The sequence below is a fragment of the Flectobacillus longus genome (assembly GCF_030056705.1).
Taxonomy (GTDB): Bacteria; Bacteroidota; Bacteroidia; order Cytophagales; family Spirosomataceae; genus Flectobacillus; species Flectobacillus longus.
This window is the reverse complement of record NZ_JASHIC010000002.1, coordinates 58,282-75,535: the sequence shown is the minus strand read 5'-3', so window position 1 is coordinate 75,535 and position 17,254 is coordinate 58,282. Positions and strand designations below refer to the sequence as shown.

16 protein-coding genes are annotated in these 17,254 nt (G+C 37.3%); 12 read left to right on the top strand and 4 right to left on the bottom strand.

Translation table 11 applies throughout. The features are described 5' to 3' along the window. Window positions 1-858 precede the first annotated feature (858 nt). The 12 genes from QM491_RS01765 (at window position 859) to QM491_RS01710 (ending at window position 13,217) form a co-directional block, all read left to right on the top strand. On the top strand, window positions 859-2,061 hold the full coding sequence (locus QM491_RS01765; protein WP_283325537.1) for a pyridoxal phosphate-dependent aminotransferase: 1,203 nt from the start codon (window positions 859-861) through the stop codon (window positions 2,059-2,061). Window positions 2,062-2,258: 197 nt separating this feature from the next. Next, on the top strand, window positions 2,259-3,548 hold the full coding sequence (nhaD, locus tag QM491_RS01760) for a sodium:proton antiporter NhaD (protein WP_283325536.1): 1,290 nt from the start codon (window positions 2,259-2,261) through the stop codon (window positions 3,546-3,548). A gap of 220 nt (window positions 3,549-3,768) precedes the next feature. Next, window positions 3,769-4,704, top strand: a complete 936-nt coding sequence (locus QM491_RS01755; protein ID WP_283325535.1) for a fasciclin domain-containing protein — start codon at window positions 3,769-3,771, stop codon at window positions 4,702-4,704. A gap of 113 nt (window positions 4,705-4,817) precedes the next feature. Next, window positions 4,818-5,864, top strand: a complete 1,047-nt coding sequence (locus tag QM491_RS01750) for a sensor histidine kinase (protein ID WP_283325534.1) — start codon at window positions 4,818-4,820, stop codon at window positions 5,862-5,864. Then, window positions 5,861-6,625, top strand: a complete 765-nt coding sequence (locus QM491_RS01745; protein WP_166550579.1) for a LytR/AlgR family response regulator transcription factor — start codon at window positions 5,861-5,863, stop codon at window positions 6,623-6,625. Before QM491_RS01750 ends, QM491_RS01745 begins: the two co-directional genes overlap by 4 nt. A 4-nt stretch (window positions 6,626-6,629) precedes the next feature. Beyond that, window positions 6,630-7,343 carry a hypothetical protein gene (locus QM491_RS01740; RefSeq protein ID WP_283325533.1) on the top strand — a complete coding sequence of 238 codons (714 nt, stop codon included), beginning with the start codon at window positions 6,630-6,632 and terminating at the stop codon, window positions 7,341-7,343. A gap of 260 nt (window positions 7,344-7,603) precedes the next feature. After that, complete coding sequence (locus tag QM491_RS01735) at window positions 7,604-8,302, top strand: ABC transporter ATP-binding protein (protein WP_166550578.1); 699 nt, start codon at window positions 7,604-7,606, stop codon at window positions 8,300-8,302. Between the two features lie 88 nt (window positions 8,303-8,390). Beyond that, window positions 8,391-9,326, top strand: coding sequence for an HlyD family secretion protein (locus QM491_RS01730; protein WP_283325532.1), 936 nt, complete (start codon window positions 8,391-8,393; stop codon window positions 9,324-9,326). Then, window positions 9,323-10,462 (top strand): ABC transporter permease, encoded by a 1,140-nt coding sequence (locus QM491_RS01725; RefSeq protein WP_283325531.1) that lies wholly within the window; start codon window positions 9,323-9,325, stop codon window positions 10,460-10,462. The genes QM491_RS01730 and QM491_RS01725 overlap by 4 nt, the downstream gene beginning before the upstream one ends. Window positions 10,463-10,644: 182 nt before the next feature. Beyond that, complete coding sequence (locus QM491_RS01720) at window positions 10,645-11,967, top strand: TolC family protein (protein WP_283325530.1); 1,323 nt, start codon at window positions 10,645-10,647, stop codon at window positions 11,965-11,967. Window positions 11,968-11,972: 5 nt separating this feature from the next. Next, window positions 11,973-12,377, top strand: a complete 405-nt coding sequence (locus tag QM491_RS01715; RefSeq protein ID WP_283325529.1) for a hypothetical protein — start codon at window positions 11,973-11,975, stop codon at window positions 12,375-12,377. Between the two features lie 186 nt (window positions 12,378-12,563). Further along, complete coding sequence (locus tag QM491_RS01710; protein WP_283325528.1) at window positions 12,564-13,217, top strand: MarR family winged helix-turn-helix transcriptional regulator; 654 nt, start codon at window positions 12,564-12,566, stop codon at window positions 13,215-13,217. 224 nt (window positions 13,218-13,441) lie between these two features. Here QM491_RS01710 and QM491_RS01705 read toward each other — a convergent pair whose 3' ends face one another. The 4 genes from QM491_RS01705 to QM491_RS01690 form a co-directional block, all read right to left on the bottom strand. Further along, complete coding sequence (locus QM491_RS01705) at window positions 13,442-14,089, bottom strand: hypothetical protein (RefSeq protein ID WP_283325527.1); 648 nt, start codon at window positions 14,087-14,089, stop codon at window positions 13,442-13,444. A 255-nt stretch (window positions 14,090-14,344) separates the two neighbouring features. Beyond that, on the bottom strand, window positions 14,345-14,767 hold the full coding sequence (locus tag QM491_RS01700; protein WP_166551629.1) for a c-type cytochrome: 423 nt from the start codon (window positions 14,765-14,767) through the stop codon (window positions 14,345-14,347). Window positions 14,768-14,777: 10 nt separating this feature from the next. Continuing rightward, window positions 14,778-16,076, bottom strand: a complete 1,299-nt coding sequence (locus QM491_RS01695; protein WP_283325526.1) for a PQQ-dependent sugar dehydrogenase — start codon at window positions 16,074-16,076, stop codon at window positions 14,778-14,780. 133 nt (window positions 16,077-16,209) lie between these two features. Continuing rightward, window positions 16,210-16,728 (bottom strand): PAS domain-containing protein, encoded by a 519-nt coding sequence (locus tag QM491_RS01690; protein WP_283325525.1) that lies wholly within the window; start codon window positions 16,726-16,728, stop codon window positions 16,210-16,212. Window positions 16,729-17,254 lie beyond the last annotated feature (526 nt).

Below are 17,254 nucleotides of genomic sequence, written 5' to 3'. Positions count from 1 at the left end.
GAGGGTGACACTTGTGAGTTATGAAGAAGCTGTTTAAACTTTCGTAAACTTGCTCGCGTAAACAATGAATTTATACTGTTTGAGCGAAGCGAGTTTATAAATTCTTGAATTTTTTGCGGCCGCCGCTGCGGTTACTTTTTGTTTCAAGACAAAAAGTAAGACGAAGAATTAATCAATAAAATGTGTTTTTAAAAAAGTTTAAACAGCTTCGAATTGTGAATTAATAATGTGCAAAGGATACAAAAATAATTTATTTCAGATTTCTGATATTAGATTTCGGAAATATAAGTAATAGTGCAAAATCAATTTGAAAAAACTACTGAGATAAAATATTAGTAATCATAAAATTACCTTCAAAACTCATCACTCACAATTCAGCACTCATACTTGCCTACTCTTCACCTGCAAAATACTGAATTCTCTGACAATGGGCAATTAGAAAAATTTGAACACCCCAAACAACTCAACTTTGAAGCTGTTTAAACTTTCTCGTTACGGGTGAATAAATTCACCCGCTAAGTGGAAAACTTGCATATTGTTAGCCATTCACCTAGTGCCTCACCCCTATCCCCTAAAAAACACTCAAACACTTTGTGCCTTTGTGCCTGTTCACTAAAACTAAAAACTATACCCTATCCCCTAGTGCCTCACCCTATCCCCTGACCCAAAAAAATTACCATTTCAGCAATTTAACAACCTATTTTTTACCAAGTTTACAAAAAATAAAAGCCAATATTAATTAATCAAAAAAAAGTTAGTTTAAGCAATCTCCTTCGAGTAACTTTGTGCAATTTTGGGGGTGACTGTAATTTGCTCAAATCTTCCTCGTTTTTTTCATAATCCGAAACAACAAAAACAATGTCTGTCGAATTATTATCAAGTCGAATCAACGCATTAGAAGAGTCGGCTACGTTGGGAATGACCAAAAAAGCTCGCGAATTGGCAGCTCAAGGTCACAAAGTGATTAGTTTATCTGTAGGTGAACCAGATTTCAAAACACCAAAGCACATTTGTGATGCTGCTAAGGACGCTATCGATGCTGGTTTTCACGGTTACTCTCCAGTGGCTGGTTATCCTGACTTGCGTAAAGCAATTGCCGATAAATTAAAACGTGACAACAACCTTGAGTGGGGTCCAGAAAATATCGTAGTTTCTACAGGAGCAAAACACGCATTGGCAAATGCTATTTCGGTATTGGTAAACCCTGGCGAAGAAGTAATCATCTTTGCTCCTTATTGGGTATCATACTCTGAAATGGTAAAATTAGCTGAAGGTACTTCTGTAATTGTAGAAGGTGCTTTTGATAATAACTTCAAAGTAACTCCAGAGCAATTTGAAGCAGCAATCACACCTAAAACTAAGTTGGTGATGTTTGCTTCTCCAAACAACCCTACTGGTTCGGTATATACTGAAGAAGAATTGAGAGCTATTGCTGCAATTGTTGAAAAACATCCAAATATCTTCGTTTTAGCTGACGAGATTTATGAATATATCAACTTTACAGCGGGTGGTCACTTCTCAATCGGTTCTATTCCAGCTATCAAAGACCGTGTAATCACTGTAAATGGTGTTGCAAAAGGTCATGCGATGACTGGTTGGAGAATTGGTTTTACAGCATCTGCTAAATGGATTGCTGAAGGTCTTGAGAAATTACAAGGTCAAGTTACTTCTGGTACTTGTTCAATCGCTCAGAAAGCTGCTACTGCTGCTTTCAATGGTCCTTTGGATGAGGCTTACAAAATGAAGGAAGCTTATGACCGTCGTCGTCACCTTGTAGTGGGCTTGTTACGTGAAATCCCAGGTTTTAAAGTAAACATGCCAGACGGTGCGTTCTACGCATTCCCAGATATTAGCTACTACTTCGGTAAAACAGATGGCAAAACAATGATCAACAATTCAGATGATTTCTGCATGTGGTTGTTGGCTGAGGCTTTTGTTGCTACTGTAGCTGGTTCGGGCTTTGGTGCACCAAACTGTATGCGTATTTCAACTGCTGCGGCTGACGAACAATTAGTAGAAGCTTGCGAAAGAATTAAAACTGCTGTAGCCAAATTGCAATAAGTAGCTTTAGGCTTAGTGTAATAATGCAAAGTGAAATTAGTGAGATAATAGATTAGTATGTAAAATTTACATTCATTACTCACCATTCCTTACTCATATTGAAAACCCCTGTTTTGGTTCTTCCAAGCAGGGGTTTTGACTTTATAGCGTATTTTGGTACTTTCGAAACTCTATCGAGTATTATTATCCTTTTTATTATGTTATCGACCATCATCATTGTATTTGTGGTTGGCTACTTAGCCATCGCTCTCGAACATCCTATCAAAGTCAATAAAACAGCGACAGCATTACTCACAGGCGTGGCTTGCTGGACGGTTTACGCACTCGGAAGTGCTCATGAATCAGAAAAGGTTGTCGACGAGCTTTCACATCATTTAGGGAGTGTTGCCGAAATCCTTTTCTTCTTGTTAGGTGCTATGACTATTGTGGAGCTCGTTGATGCCCACCAAGGTTTTAAACTTATTACTGACCGTATTACTTCTAAAAATAAAGTAACGCTTCTTTGGATTTTAGGGTTAATTACGTTTTTCCTTTCTGCTGCCTTAGACAACCTAACTACAGCTATTGTCATGATTTCGGTGGTTCGCAAACTCATTAAAGAACCAGAGACGCGTAAACTTTTTGCAGGTATCGTAATCATTGCCGCCAATGCAGGTGGAGCTTGGTCTCCGATTGGGGATGTTACTACCACCATGTTGTGGATTGGAGGACAAATCACAGCAAGTAATATCATGAAAGGTCTATTTTTGCCAAGCTTGATTTCTTTATTAATTCCTCTTTTATTTATGACTTCTCGACTCAAAGGAAAAGTAAAATCTTTACCTTCCGAGGAGGAGGTTCATTCGTCCGAAAATGCTCATCAACTCATTGTAGAGGCACAAAACTCCACTATTATGCTTGTAGTAGGTTTGGGATGTTTGTTATTTGTGCCCATTTTCAAAACCATAACACACTTACCCCCTTACATGGGCATTCTCTTAGGGCTTGGAATCGTTTGGGTTGTTTCCGAAATTTTACATAGCGGAAAAGATGAAGAAGAACGCAAGCCATTTTCGGTAGCACACGCACTTAGTAAAATTGATACCTCAAGTATTCTATTCTTCTTGGGGATTCTTATTGCCATTGCGGCCTTAGAATCAACGCATTTACTTACAGGCTTGGCTATGTGGATGGATAAAACCATTGGTAATCAAGATATTATTGTTACTACGATTGGTTTAGCTTCGGCTATTATAGACAATGTACCGCTAGTAGCTGCATCGATGGGCATGTATGATTTGGCTCAATACCCTGTCGATAGTAAATTATGGGAATTCATGGCATATTGCGCTGGTACAGGCGGAAGTATCTTAATTATAGGTTCAGCAGCAGGTGTAGCAGTTATGGGTATGGAAAAAATTGATTTTATCTGGTATATGCGCAAAATCAGTCTTCCTGCACTATTGGGCTATTTTGCAGGAATTGCTGTGTTTTTGTTACTTTATTAGAAGCCAAAGCTTCATTTCTTCATTGCGCTATACATTTTGATTCAAATGTATAGCGCAATTTTTATTTAAAACACCTCCTAAATCCAAGGCTAACATAATACAGTTCACGGAAAAGAACTTAGTATTCGCACCATAATATAGTCGCTTCACTCCATTTTCAATATCCAATTTCAAGGAGCTCAAGTTATAAAGTTGAATTAAACATTAATCCTTTATACTTATGAAAAACCTTAGAAAAACCGGACTAGCCTTATTAGGTTTCGTGTTACTTGGCTTGAGCGCATGCTCTAAAGACGACGAAAACAACACTGTCATGACAAAAGACATCACAGATGTTGCCATTGCTGATCCTCAATTTAGCACCCTTGTGTCTGCCTTAACTAAAGCCAATCTAGTAACTGCGCTAAAAGCGACGGGACCGTTTACGGTATTTGCTCCTAATAATACAGCATTTACCAAAGCTGGTATTACTAGTTTGGATGGTATTAATAACACCGACCTTACCAACATTCTTACCAACCATGTGATTTCTGGAAAGGTAATGGCTGCCAGTGTAACTTCGGGTACTGCACAAACCCTAAATCCTAATAGCCCGATTTATATTTCGAAAAATACAGATGGCGTATTCATCAACGGAAATATCAAAGTAATTGCTACTGATGTGGATGCATCAAACGGTATAATTCATGTAATCGATAATGTGATTGTACCCCCAACCAAAAACTTGGTTACGATTGCGGCAGAAAATAGCAACTTCACTGAGCTTGTAAGTCTAGTAACTGCTGCCGACCCAGCTGTGGCAACAGCCCTTTCTCAGGCATCAGCAAACGGACTAACCGTTTTTGCTCCTACTAACGCTGCTTTTACAGAACTTTATAAAACTGTTCCAAAGGCAACCTTGTTAGACCCAGCCAATCGTACGTTATTGACCAATGTATTGTTGTACCATGTCGTACCAGGACGTGTGTTCTCAACAGACTTACCAAATGTTTCGGGTGAGGTTGCAACCGCTAATTCAGCAGCGAAAGTGACATTCAACTTAGCTGGTGGAGCTAAAGTGATTGGCAAATCAAGCGGAAACTCAAATATTACCTCAGCTAATATTTTGGCTACAAATGGTGTAATCCATGTAATCGACAAAGTATTGTTACCATAAATAGTAGATAGTGTCTTTACTTAGCCCTCGTCGACCTTGGACGGGGGTTATTTATTTTCAAACATACCCGCATACAAAACCGTTATCGATATACCACTCTTTCTGCTTAATCTATGCAAAGTCTATATGCTCATTCGTTTCGTTTCTTGTGGGTTGCTATTCTCACTGTGTATTCTTTTGCCAATACGCTAGTTACCGAAACCCTCAACTACTATCCTATTCCTTTGAAAGAGCCAGAGCTATTGTTCTTGTTCTTCCTATTAATTTTGGGTATTTGGGAAGGGAATAGGCTTATTTTCTTATTTATATCTCGATTTAATTATCCCAAACTATGGTATAAACTCCTTTTGGGTATGGCTAGCAGTATTTTGCTTACCGCTTTTTTAGCTGTTGGCTTGGGATACATCTTTGCAAGCATTTGGGAAGTCAAACACAATGATTCTTTCGGTTTATTAATCAAACTATTTTTGATGTTTGCTTTCAGAATCAATCTTTTTCTCAATATTCTTAATACTATTTATTTATACGTTCATGAGTTTGAAATGATGGCATTAGAAACCGAAAAGCTCCGTCAAATCAGTACTCAAGCACAACTTCAAGCTATTCGAAATCAAATAAACCCTCACTTTTTATTCAATAACCTGAGTGTTTTAAGCTCTTTGATTAGCACCGATACCGCCAGCTCAATCCAGTTTGTCAAACAATTTTCCAATGTTTATCGATATGTTTTAAAACACCACGATAAAGAATTGATTACCATTGCAGAGGAACTAGATTTCACTAAATCCTATCTATTTCTTTTACAAAAGCGTTTTTATGAAGGTATTCTTGTTGAAATCAAGGTAGAAGAACAATACCTCAATTGGCAAATTGTACCGATGGCATTACAAATGTTACTCGAAAATACCATCAAACACAATATTGCTACCAGCGCCAGTCCTTTGAAAATCACACTCTATACCGAACACCCTTATTTAGTTTTATCAAACAACTTACAACCCAAACTGGTTAATACTACAGAATCCACCAATAAAGGCTTGAGCAATATCATTCAACGCTATCAATTCTTGAGTCCTTTGAAAGTGGAAGTGATTAAAACTACACATGAATTTCTGGTAAAAATTCCCATTATTAAATTATCCTCTGAAGATCTATTATGAAAGTATTGATTATTGAAGACGAATATCACTCTGCACAACGAGCCAAAAGTTTGCTCCTTGAGTACGACCAAAACATTAATGTGGTAGACACCGTCGACTCGGTCGAAAAAGCTACCAACTGGCTTGTCAAACATCAAGAACCAGACCTGTTATTGGTAGATATACATTTGGCAGACGGTTCAAGTTTTGATATTTTCAAGAAAATACCTGTCAAAAATCCTGTCATATTTACGACAGCCTATGACCAATATGCGATTCAGGCCTTCAAAATTAATAGCATAGATTATCTTCTAAAACCATTGGATTTTGAAGATTTGAGCCAAGCGCTCAACAAATATCACCAGCTCAGCTACGATAGAAAATCCATCGACTCGCTTGACATTCAGCGAATCATCCAGAGTATAGAAACCAATCAGAAAAAGTATAAATCTAGGTTTTTGGTCAAGTTTGGCGATACGCTACAGTATAAAACACTGGACGAAATTGCCTACTTCTTTGCTGACGACAAAATCGTGTATTTGGTTTGCCATGATGCCAAACGATATATCATTGATTACACTTTAGAGCAACTCGAACAGCTTTTACAGCCCGACTTTTTCTTTCGTCTCAACCGAAAAGTAATTACCAAAATTGCCTCTATTGCGACTGTCAAAGCCGTGTACAATGGGCGTTTGCTTGTCAAACTTAAGCCTAATTTTGAATCAGAAATTTATGTATCCAAAGAGCGATGTTCAGAGTTTAAGACATGGCTAGACCAATAATATTATGAAAAACTATCTTATTAAGACCCTTTACCTAGCATTCATCTTTTTAATAAACCAGACTATTGGTATAGCGCAGCATCGTGTACATCTGAAGAATGGAAGTCAAATTTTAGGAAAAATATTAAATTCGGATGCCTCCTCAGTTGCTATCCAAACCATTGATCAATCTATATGGGTTTTTACTAATTCAGAAATCCAACAAGTAGATACCCTCGGTCAGAATTTTGGAAAAACAACCTATAAAAGAAAAGGATTTGTCAATTATACCGAACTCGGACCGCTTGCCATGAGTAATCGAGCATCCAATGGTGTTACAACCTCAGCCTTCTCGTTTCAAACAACCAACGGATATAGATTCAATCCGCTCCTCTATCTTGGCGTTGGTGTAGGGGCAGATTTGTATGCCGTTCAGACTTTTGTCCCTATTGTGCTGAGTATTCGCGGTGATTTAAGTACTACCTCCGCCAAAATTCCATTTTACTTTGTGGAAGGGGGATACAGTATCAATGCAACGTCCAATGATGTTCCGACCATCAAATACCAAGGCGGTGCAACCTTTGCGGTGGGTCTAGGTATCAAACTTCTTTTTCAAGAAAATAACGGATTTTTACTCGGACTTGGTTATCGTTATCAAGAATCCTCCGTGACAGAAAAACTCCAAAAATCTACCGAAGTATTCAATCGATTAAGTATTAGAGTAGGTTTTAGTTTTTAAATAGCCATTTTTTGCCTCTACTAGTTCAAGACTCAGTCTTGAACTTACTTTTTTAAGCAGTTTTAAAACTGAAAATCAATCGTATAAAATTTCTGCATTCAATACCTTTTAACACTTCCTAAAACTTCTTCAAACAATTTACCAGTCCCAGAGGTTTTATATATGTTTTTGAACTATTACAAAAAATATAGTACGAAAACATATATAAAACATGAACAAATGTATTACTTTTAACAAAGTAAAATGTTATCGTACTATTTATGGAAATTGTAGCAAGTGTATCTAATGCCTCAAAGCAGTACAAAACTGGCGATACAGTAATTACTGCCCTACAACCTTCTAGCTGTGAATTCCGAAAAAATGAGTTAACACTCATTATAGGTCCTTCGGGTTCTGGAAAAACTACTTTGTTATCACTCCTAGGCTGTGTGATTTTCCCGAGTACAGGCGAGGTTACTATTTGTGACCAAGTAATCAATGGGCTTAATCAGAATCAACTTGCTAAGGTTCGCCTTCAAAATATTGGATTCGTTTTCCAGAGCTTCAATTTATTGGCACCACTCAATGCCCTCGAAAATGTCATGCAACCACTATTATTATTAGGTATTTCTAGAAAAGAAGCACGTCAGCGCGCTACAGAGGCCTTACGCAAGGTCAGTATGGAAGACCGTATGTATAACCTTCCGAAGATGCTGAGTGGTGGACAACAACAAAGAGTTGCCATTGCTCGTGCGCTAGTAACCAACCCTCCCTTGATGCTATGCGATGAACCTACAGCAGCCCTCGATACCAAAAGCGTATCTGTAGTCATGGAAGAGCTCAAAACACTCTCGACTTCAGGGAAATCTGTGGCGGTTGTTACCCACGATTTACGATTAAAAAAGTTCGCAGATAGAATTATTTACGTCAACAACGGCATGATTTCCGACCATCAGGAAGAGGAAGATATGCTCCTATAACTGACAACTAAGGTTTGTTACGTATAACAAAAAGAGTTTGATTTTTTAGAAATATGCTTTTGTACTTTCATTCAAAATAACTTTCCAAATGAAGCATTACATACTATTGTGCCTATCAGTAGCTCTACTGATGAGCTGTAATAAAGACCAGTCAAAAGAATCATCTAATCAAAAACAATCCAATCCTAAAGCTCCTACAAAATTGGTAGTAGCCATCGGAAGAGTAGAACCACAAGAAGGTATCATTAAGCTATCGGCACCTGTAGGAGGCATTGTTAAAAAAGTCATGAAAGATGATGGTGACAAGGTACAACTCAATGAAGTTATTTTACAACTCGATGACGATACTGAACAAGATAAAATCAATGAATTGAGAGTCAAAATAGCGACTCAACGTACTCAAATAGACATTTCACAATCGAAAGTAGCAGAGGTTACGGCCAATCTAAAAAACAAAAAACTACTTTTGGAAAGAGCAAAACAACTGATTGCTAAGGGTGCCGAAACCCAACAAGTCTACGATAATTTAACAACAGACCTAGAGGTTTTGGAAGCCAATCTCAGTGCTGCCAAAACACAAGTACAATTGGCAAATAGTGAGTTGAATGAACTTCAAACACAATTACAAACCCTTTATCGTGAGGCTAACAAAAAGATATTCAGAGCTCCTTTTTCGGGTATAATCCTTGACAGAACGGTCAATCAAGGCGAATCTGTTAGTCAATTTGCCAGTTATGCAGAGGTAGCTCCTAAAGGAAAGCTTATCATCAGAGCCGAGGTAGATGAAATGTTTAGTAGCAGTATCAAAATTGGGGACGCTGTCGAAATCGTCAATATTGGTAGTAGCAATGTTATTGCAAAAGGGCAAATTTCGTCGATGGCTCCTTACTTGAAAAAGAAATCGCTCTTTTCTGAAAAAGCAGATGACCAAGAAGATCGAAGAGTTCGTGAAATACGCATTTCCGTAGTTGACGATAAGAATCTCGTAATCAATGCCAAAATTGAATGTAACATCAAGCTATGATACAAACGGCCTTTAAATTTATTAAATACGACACCGCCAAAAGTATTGGCGTAATCGTGGGTATTGTGATTAGTATTTTCCTGATTGGTCAACAAATTGGTATCCTTGGCTTCTTGACAGGGCTAATGGGAGGACTCGTAGAGAACTCTCGTAAGGATATTGCCCAAATTTGGGTCATCGACAATATTACCCGCAATGCCAACGAACTTGGCAAGCTAGACGAACGGTACGTTCGAGAAATGAGAAGTGTTGATGGAGTCGCCAATACTTACCCAGTAGTAGTATCAAATGGTTTGGTAAAATTCAAAAACGGAAAAACAGCCTCTGTTCTATTAATTGGAAGTGAAGCACCTGTTTTTGTGGCAGGTCCAAACCCTGAAAAGGTTTTTAAAGGAAAAATTAATGACCTTGCTCAAGACCAAGCTGTGTCGGCAGAATTCTTTGACCAAAAAACCTTTGATGCAGAACTAGAAGTAGGTACTAGAGTTGAAATTAATGGAAAAGAAGCCCAAGTTCAGCTACAAACTAAAAATGCCAGAGGCTTTGCAGGAGCGTTCTTTTATACTACACTAAGCAAAGCACGCTACTATGGTGGATTTGCAGACAATAAGGTCAGCGTCGTCGCTATTCAAGTAAAACCAGGCTACGATGTAGCGTCTGTCATCAAAAGTATTAATACCCAATTTTATGGTATTCGTGCTTGGGATGCCAACGAGCTTCAGGCTTCCACGATTAGCTTTATCACCATCTCATCCAATATTGGTACAAGTATTGGGTCGTTAGTTGTGTTTGCTATCATCAGTGGTTTCTTTATTATTGGTCTCACACTGTATTCGGCGGCACTCGACCGTATCAAGGATTATGGTACTCTCAAAGCTATTGGTGCTACCAACAGCTATGTCCGAAACTTGATTTTACTACAATCCTTCTTTTTTGCCATCATCGGTTTTGTAATAGCCTTTACGCTTTTACTTGGTTTCAAAAAAGGCGTAGAAAATGCTGGGTTAGCGATTAACTATTCGACATTGGAGATACTGAGCTTGTTTATCATTACCCTATTTATCTCAATGGGTGGTTCTTTGTTTGCCATCAAAAAAATCAATGGAGTCGAGCCAGCCTCGGTATTTAGAGGATAACTGTGAGTTTTGAATGTTGAGTTGTAAATGGTGAATGGGGAGTCACAAATTAAAAATTTACAAACCAATCCACTAATTATCAACCACTTAATTAACAAATTATCGAATTAAAGGTATTAAGCAAGTTATGATTCAATACATTCATAACTTATCATTCGACATTATCAACATCACGATATATCATGAAATCAATATTGGTTATCATTCATCTGTTTTTGGTACATTCAATGTATGCTCAAATTACACTCAATGAATGTATCGAAAATGGTTTAAAACATAAACCTAATATCAAAACAGCCCAAGCAGATCTTGCTGTGGCTGCGCTAAAAAGTTTGGATGCCCAATCTAAATTTTTGCCTCAAATTACCTTAGCGTATGAATACCGCTACAACCCGATTATCGCCACGCAGGTAGTTCCAACGGGGTTATTTAGCGGTACGCCTACTACCGAAACACAGGCTATTCGTTTTGGAACTAAATGGCAACAAAATGCAGGCGTTACTGTGTATCAGCCCTTGATTGATTTGTCACTAAAAAGTAAGATTAAGGAAAGTAAAATCAATGAGTCTCTGGCAAATTGGGATCTTAAAAAAGCAGAAGAAGATTTTGTCTTTGAAATAATCAAATCCTACAGCCAAATACTTCTTTATCAGCTTCAAAGTCAAGAATCCGCCTCTGATTCTGTTCGTAGTTATATCTCTATGTCTATGTTAGAGGCAAAGTTTAAAGAAGGAAAAGTATTGAAAACCGAGTTGAATACAGCCAAAATCAATCATAACAATAACCTTTCGGCATTTCAGAAGGCTTTTTCAAACTTGATTAATGAGAAAATTTACTTGAACTATCTTACCAATATCAGTCTCGAAAAGCTGCTAGCAGATTCATATACCCCTATCAACGATGTTTTGAACAATACGCCAAACAATACCACATTTGAATCAAGTATTGATTTTCAGAAATTCTTAACAAAAGAACAACTGCTCAATCAGCAGATTAAAACTGAACAAACCCAATATCAACCAACGTTGGGAGTACAAGGATTTATTGGCGCCAACCAATACACACAAAGTATCAATCCCTTTTTGGCTAATTCATGGTTTGGCAATAGCTATGTAGGATTAGCAGTAAAACTGCCCATTTTGGCACCTGACAAATCCATTAATTTGAGCAAACAACTCCAAAAACAACTCACAGTAGTCGAAAACCAGAAAGAAGAATTTAAGTCTCAAAAAAATAAGGATATTTTACAAAATACTAATACCATCGAAAGACTACAGAAAGAGATTGCTTTTGCCGAAAAAAACATCGCCCTTTTAAAAGAAAACTTAGAAGTTTATCAAGCTCGACTTCAAACAGGACAGCTTGAAGCCTCAGAGTTAAATACGCAAGAAAGCGCTTTACAAAAAGCGCTTGTGCAAGAGTTACAACTCAAAGAGCAGCTCAATAAGACCTTTATGGATAGGCTATATATTAGTGGCAACCTACTCGAAAAATTCAAAAAATAAATCCCATGACTCTCAAACCTGATACCATCAAGCACAGCATTCAAATAACTCATTCATCGATTGAGTCTTTTGGTTTCGAGTTAAAAACTTGGAATTTGGATGCCGATAATTTTAGTTTATCATTTTCAAAAAAGAATATTTTTACAAAAGAAGATAAAAGCTTTTCGATTGATACATTACTTCTTCAATCTCTTGAGCTTTACAAACGATTTGTAGAATATGGCGACCATTTCCAGCTCACTAATTTTAACTGTATTAATTTGATTATAAATAAGCAGTCTATCCATGATTTTATTATTGAAATAGATTGGTTATCTACCCCAAACACCCACCAGAAATTTCTTGAGGCTTATTGCTACAATGAATCTGGACAGCTTTTGGGCAAAGGCACTGCCCTGTTGAATAAGTAATAATTACGTACCTTTGAGAAAAAAATTATCCGTTTTAAGCTCTAGGCTTTATGCTATAAGCAAAAAGAATCAAAATATTTCATACGAAATTACTAGCTCATTGCTTAATGCTTACAGCTTATTGCCTAAAGCTCAATAATGCCAGTTTGCATTATTACGTATCACTTCATAACGGTTTTGAGGCCCATGAATAAGCAAGTTTTAATTGAAGTAATAGAACATCTCGATAAATTTCACTCAGAATATAAAGGTGGAAATGATTATACCATGGATGATTTCTTGGGGTATCTCAACACACAACGTCCAAGTAAAGATATTGAGATGCGTAAAGTGGGCGGCGATCAAGCGCAACATTTAGATACTGTACGACAAGAGAGTAACAGCGATGTGGCGATCTTGGTAACATTGTTGTTTCGTTATGCCAAAGGATATATCAAGAAAGCCTTACAAGACAGCATCATTCAAACTGCTGACGAATTTGCCTTTTTGATTACACTTATCACTTTTGAAAGCCTGACCAAAACCGAATTGATTTCGAAACAGGTAATGGAAAAAACTTCTGGAGTGGAAGTAATCAAGCGCTTAGTTGGACAAGGGTTGATTCATGAATTCTCTGATTTGACAGACAAAAGAAGTGTGAGGGTAAGTATAACAGACAAGGGTAAAATGGAGGTAATGAAAGTGCTTCCAGAAATGAGTAAAGTCTCACGAATCGTAGTAGGAGACTTGGCTCCATCAGAAATCACGACGCTTTCATATCTCATGAAAAAGCTCGATTTCTATCATAACGACATTTTTATGAATAATAAAAATGCGAGTCTAGATGAGTTACTGAAATAGGGTTTAGGGTTTAGGGTTTAGGGTTTAGGGTTTAGGGTTTAGGGTTTAGGGTTTAGGGTTTAGGGTTTAGGGTTTAGGGTTTAGGGTTTAGGGTTTAGGGTTTAGGGTTTAGGGTTTAGGGAAAAACGCTCCCATATCCTATCTACTCACATTTAACCTATTTTCTCCCACTTTTTTCGAAAAAAACTAAATCCTATACCCTCACCCCTATACCCTCCAAAAACCTAATCCGAAATCATACGTTCATCATTTTTTACGGTAAATTTAAACTGTCTTTCACCACCAGGAGAACGAAGTTTTACGATATAACTTCCAGAATTTAAGGGATATAACGATTTCAACACAACACTGTTGGCATCAGAGGTTGGTTCTTGCTCGCAAGGAATACCTAATCCAGACTCAGTACCAATCAATGCAGTAACGTTGGTATTACTCTCTACTGTGACTGTAATTACATTGCGGTCATTTTGTCTAGCCACAATGATTGGCGAAGTGATTTTGGCTGCAATAGAAGTATATACATTAAACTGTCCATCTTGCTCATATTCGACAATACGGTAATACTCAGAATAACGAAGAGTTTTGGAATCAGTAAAGGTAAATTGTAGTCTTTCGTCTGCCATATTTTCTTTTACTGCAATTTCACGAATGTCAAAAAAAGTATCGTTGTCTTTACTCCGTTGTACAATGAATCTTGCTGGGCGATGTCCTTCAGTGCTAACCCAACTAAGAACGGCTCGACTTTCGTCATTGACTTTCACATCAAACATTACATCACGGCTTGGACGTGCTTTTACTTGAGACTGGGCACAAAAAGATAATCCCATGACAAGGATACCCATCATAGCTAAGGCTGGGAAAAACTGCTTCATAGAGGTTGTTTAGAAAATAAAGTTTGGGTTCAATAAAGATAGGCATTTGCTACAAATGGCGGGATAGCAAATATTATTTCAAATTTAGCACTATTTTAATAATATTCTTACATAAAATTATAAAATTTCAATATTTAGTTGCAAAAAAAGGCTTTAATTCAAAAGTGTCTAAACTCTAAAAAAGTTTATAACTAAAGAATTAAAGCCTTAACAGAAAAGCTATTTTACTGAAAATCAAGTATTTTACTGAAAATATTATTTCTTAGCTCTTTGCATTTTTACCATGGCAGGAGTAATAGCGTTTGCTTTATTACCAAAACTTTTACGAATGTACGTAAGCACATTAGCAATGTCTTTATCACTTAAAAAATCATGAGAAGGCATTTCATTTGAATAACTTTCTCCTGCTACCTCTACGCCTTTCAAGCCATTTAAAACAACTTTAATCAGTCGTACTGAATCGCCCAAAACCCATTCATTTTGAATCAGTGGAGGATTCAGATTGGGTACTCCACTCCCATCTTCTTGGTGACAAGCCAGACAATAGTTTTCATATACTAGCTGACCTGAGTCTGCCTGTATGGCTTTATGTATTGTATTTTTTTGACCGTATCTTGCTGAAACTGCCGAACCTAACATTCCTACCAACAACAGACCAGTAACAATATATTTGAACATGAGATGATGTTTAGTTTTTGATAACTCTCCAAACTTTTCCTTTCACCGAATCACTGATATACAATGAACCATCAGGACCTTGTGCCAAGCCCATTGGACGAGCTTTAGCTTCGTTAGGATTTTTGATTTCGCTACCACCTGCAAAACCCTCCGCAAACACTTCATACTCGCCAGAAGGTTTTCCATTTTTACCAAAAGGAACAAAGGCCACAAAATAGCCTCCTTGTTTTAATGGAGCGCGGTTCCATGAGCCATGAAAACAAATAAATGCACCATTTTTATATTTAGCTGGCAATAGATTTCCTGTATAAAACAACAAGGCATTTGGTGCCCAGTGAGCAGGAAAAGCCATAATAGGCTGGTCTTTGCCTTCGCAACGTTCTTGAATTTTACCATCACCACCATATTCTGGCGCTAACATTTTTTTGTTTTGGAAACGATCATGGTAACAATATGGCCAACCGAAATCAGAGCCTTTTTTCACTAAACAAAACTCTTCAGAAGGTAATTCTGCATTTTGTTCAGCATTGTACAAAGTCGAGAACATGGTATTCAACTGGTCACGACCGTGTTGCATCGCATACAATTCACCCTGTTGTTTGTTCCAATCCAAACCTACCACGTTGCGTAAACCCGTTGCATAACGCACGCCATCAGCTTGTTTTTGGTTTTTCTTGTTGGCATCAAATTGCCAAATACCACCATGCCATTCCAAAATAGGACAAGGATCCATTCCTTTAGAACCTTTTTGGCGGTTTTTCTCCTGACAAGCGTTTGATGGCGCACCAAAAGTCACATACAAATGTCCTTTGTCATCCAACTCGATAGACTTCGAACCGTGTTCGCTGTAATGCTCCAATCCAGTTACAATTGTCTCCCCAGCAGCCTCGTCGACCTTTCCGTCTTTCATTGGATAGCGAACAACAGAGGTATCAGACGAAGCATATAAATAGCCATTACCAATGACAATACCTGTACCCAAAAAATTACCAAAAGATGTATTTTGGTCTGCTTTTCCGTCGCCATCGGTATCTTTTAGGACAACAGTACCTTTGCCGTTTACCAATTTGTTCAAACGAACATATACATCACCATTAGGAGCTACTGCCAAATGGCGAGCTTTCCCCAAGCCATCGGCAACCACCAAAGCTCCGATACCTTTTGGAAGTGTCAAACCACCGTTATCAACATCAGCTTTTAACTTAATAGATTTCTGTGCTTTAGGAGATTTCTTAGGAGCTGTGTTGGCCAACAAAGAAGTGTTTACCAATAGCCCAAACAAAGCGGAAAGAATAATGCTTTTTTTCATTGGAAAATGATTTTAATGCTGATTTTTAGTCTTTACCTATGTGCATACGCCATAAGCTTGGTTAATGATACTTTAACCAAAACTACAAAATTCGGTAAAATGTTCTATTGGGCTTTATTGGTTATGGCTGAATCTAGGGAAATACTTCGTTTTCTAAGGCAATAAAATTGACTAGCTCATACGATTTATTAAACATTGGAATAATCTGCACTTTGCACAAATAAGGTTCCCCATCAGGGCGATAATTCGTCAAAACACCTTCTACAGGAATACGTTTCTGGATATGTTCTCTAATCATAGCACGAACTTCCACTTCGGTATCTTTTCCTTGTAAAAACTTGGGCTTTTTACCTCTGGCAAATTTGGGTGTATAACCAGTCATACGTTCGAAGCCAGTGCTTGCTAACAAAATCGTTTGTTGAGGGTCGGTAACCACTACAGCATGTGAAGGATTTTTGAGGTGTAAACGAAAATCTGCCCAACGTATCCAGCCTTGTTTGATAGCATAGCGACAAATAATATCATAATCATTTTGTGCCTCTTCGGACAAGGCAATAGGTGGTGACATAAATTCATTGCCAATTAGTAGCGGATGAATCAATCGGATGTTCATAAAAGCATCCGAACTACTGTCTGAGGACAAATCAAACATACAAGTTTTGTTTAAAGTCTATCAATATTTTGATAATCAATAAATAGCATAAGTTTAAAAAAGCATCGATTTTGTTTGATTTTTTCAAAAACTAAGTCAACAAAACAGCATTTAACCTATTGATTATCAGACACTTCAACTTTAAATATACACAAAAAACAACTATTTGATTCTCCTTTGACCCAAGAAATATTTTGAACAAAAACATTAACTTCCTTATATCTATTTGAAAGTCAGAGTGGTTATGAGAAGAGTTAGAATAAACTGTAGAGGCGCAATGCCTTTCGTCTATTAATGTTGAATTGTGAATTGGTGAATGGTGAATCTACAGTTTTCATACTCTGTTGAAAGGCATTTTTTCTTTATTTGTTAAAAAGCAGTTTCTATTTTTAGACATTGAAGCTGTTTATTTTCTAAGTGTTTTTTGAAAAATATTATACAAATAGCAAACTTCCATTCATAATTCTGAATCACTTTTTACATCTTCTCAATACAAAAAAAGAGTCCGTAGAACTAAGGTTCCACG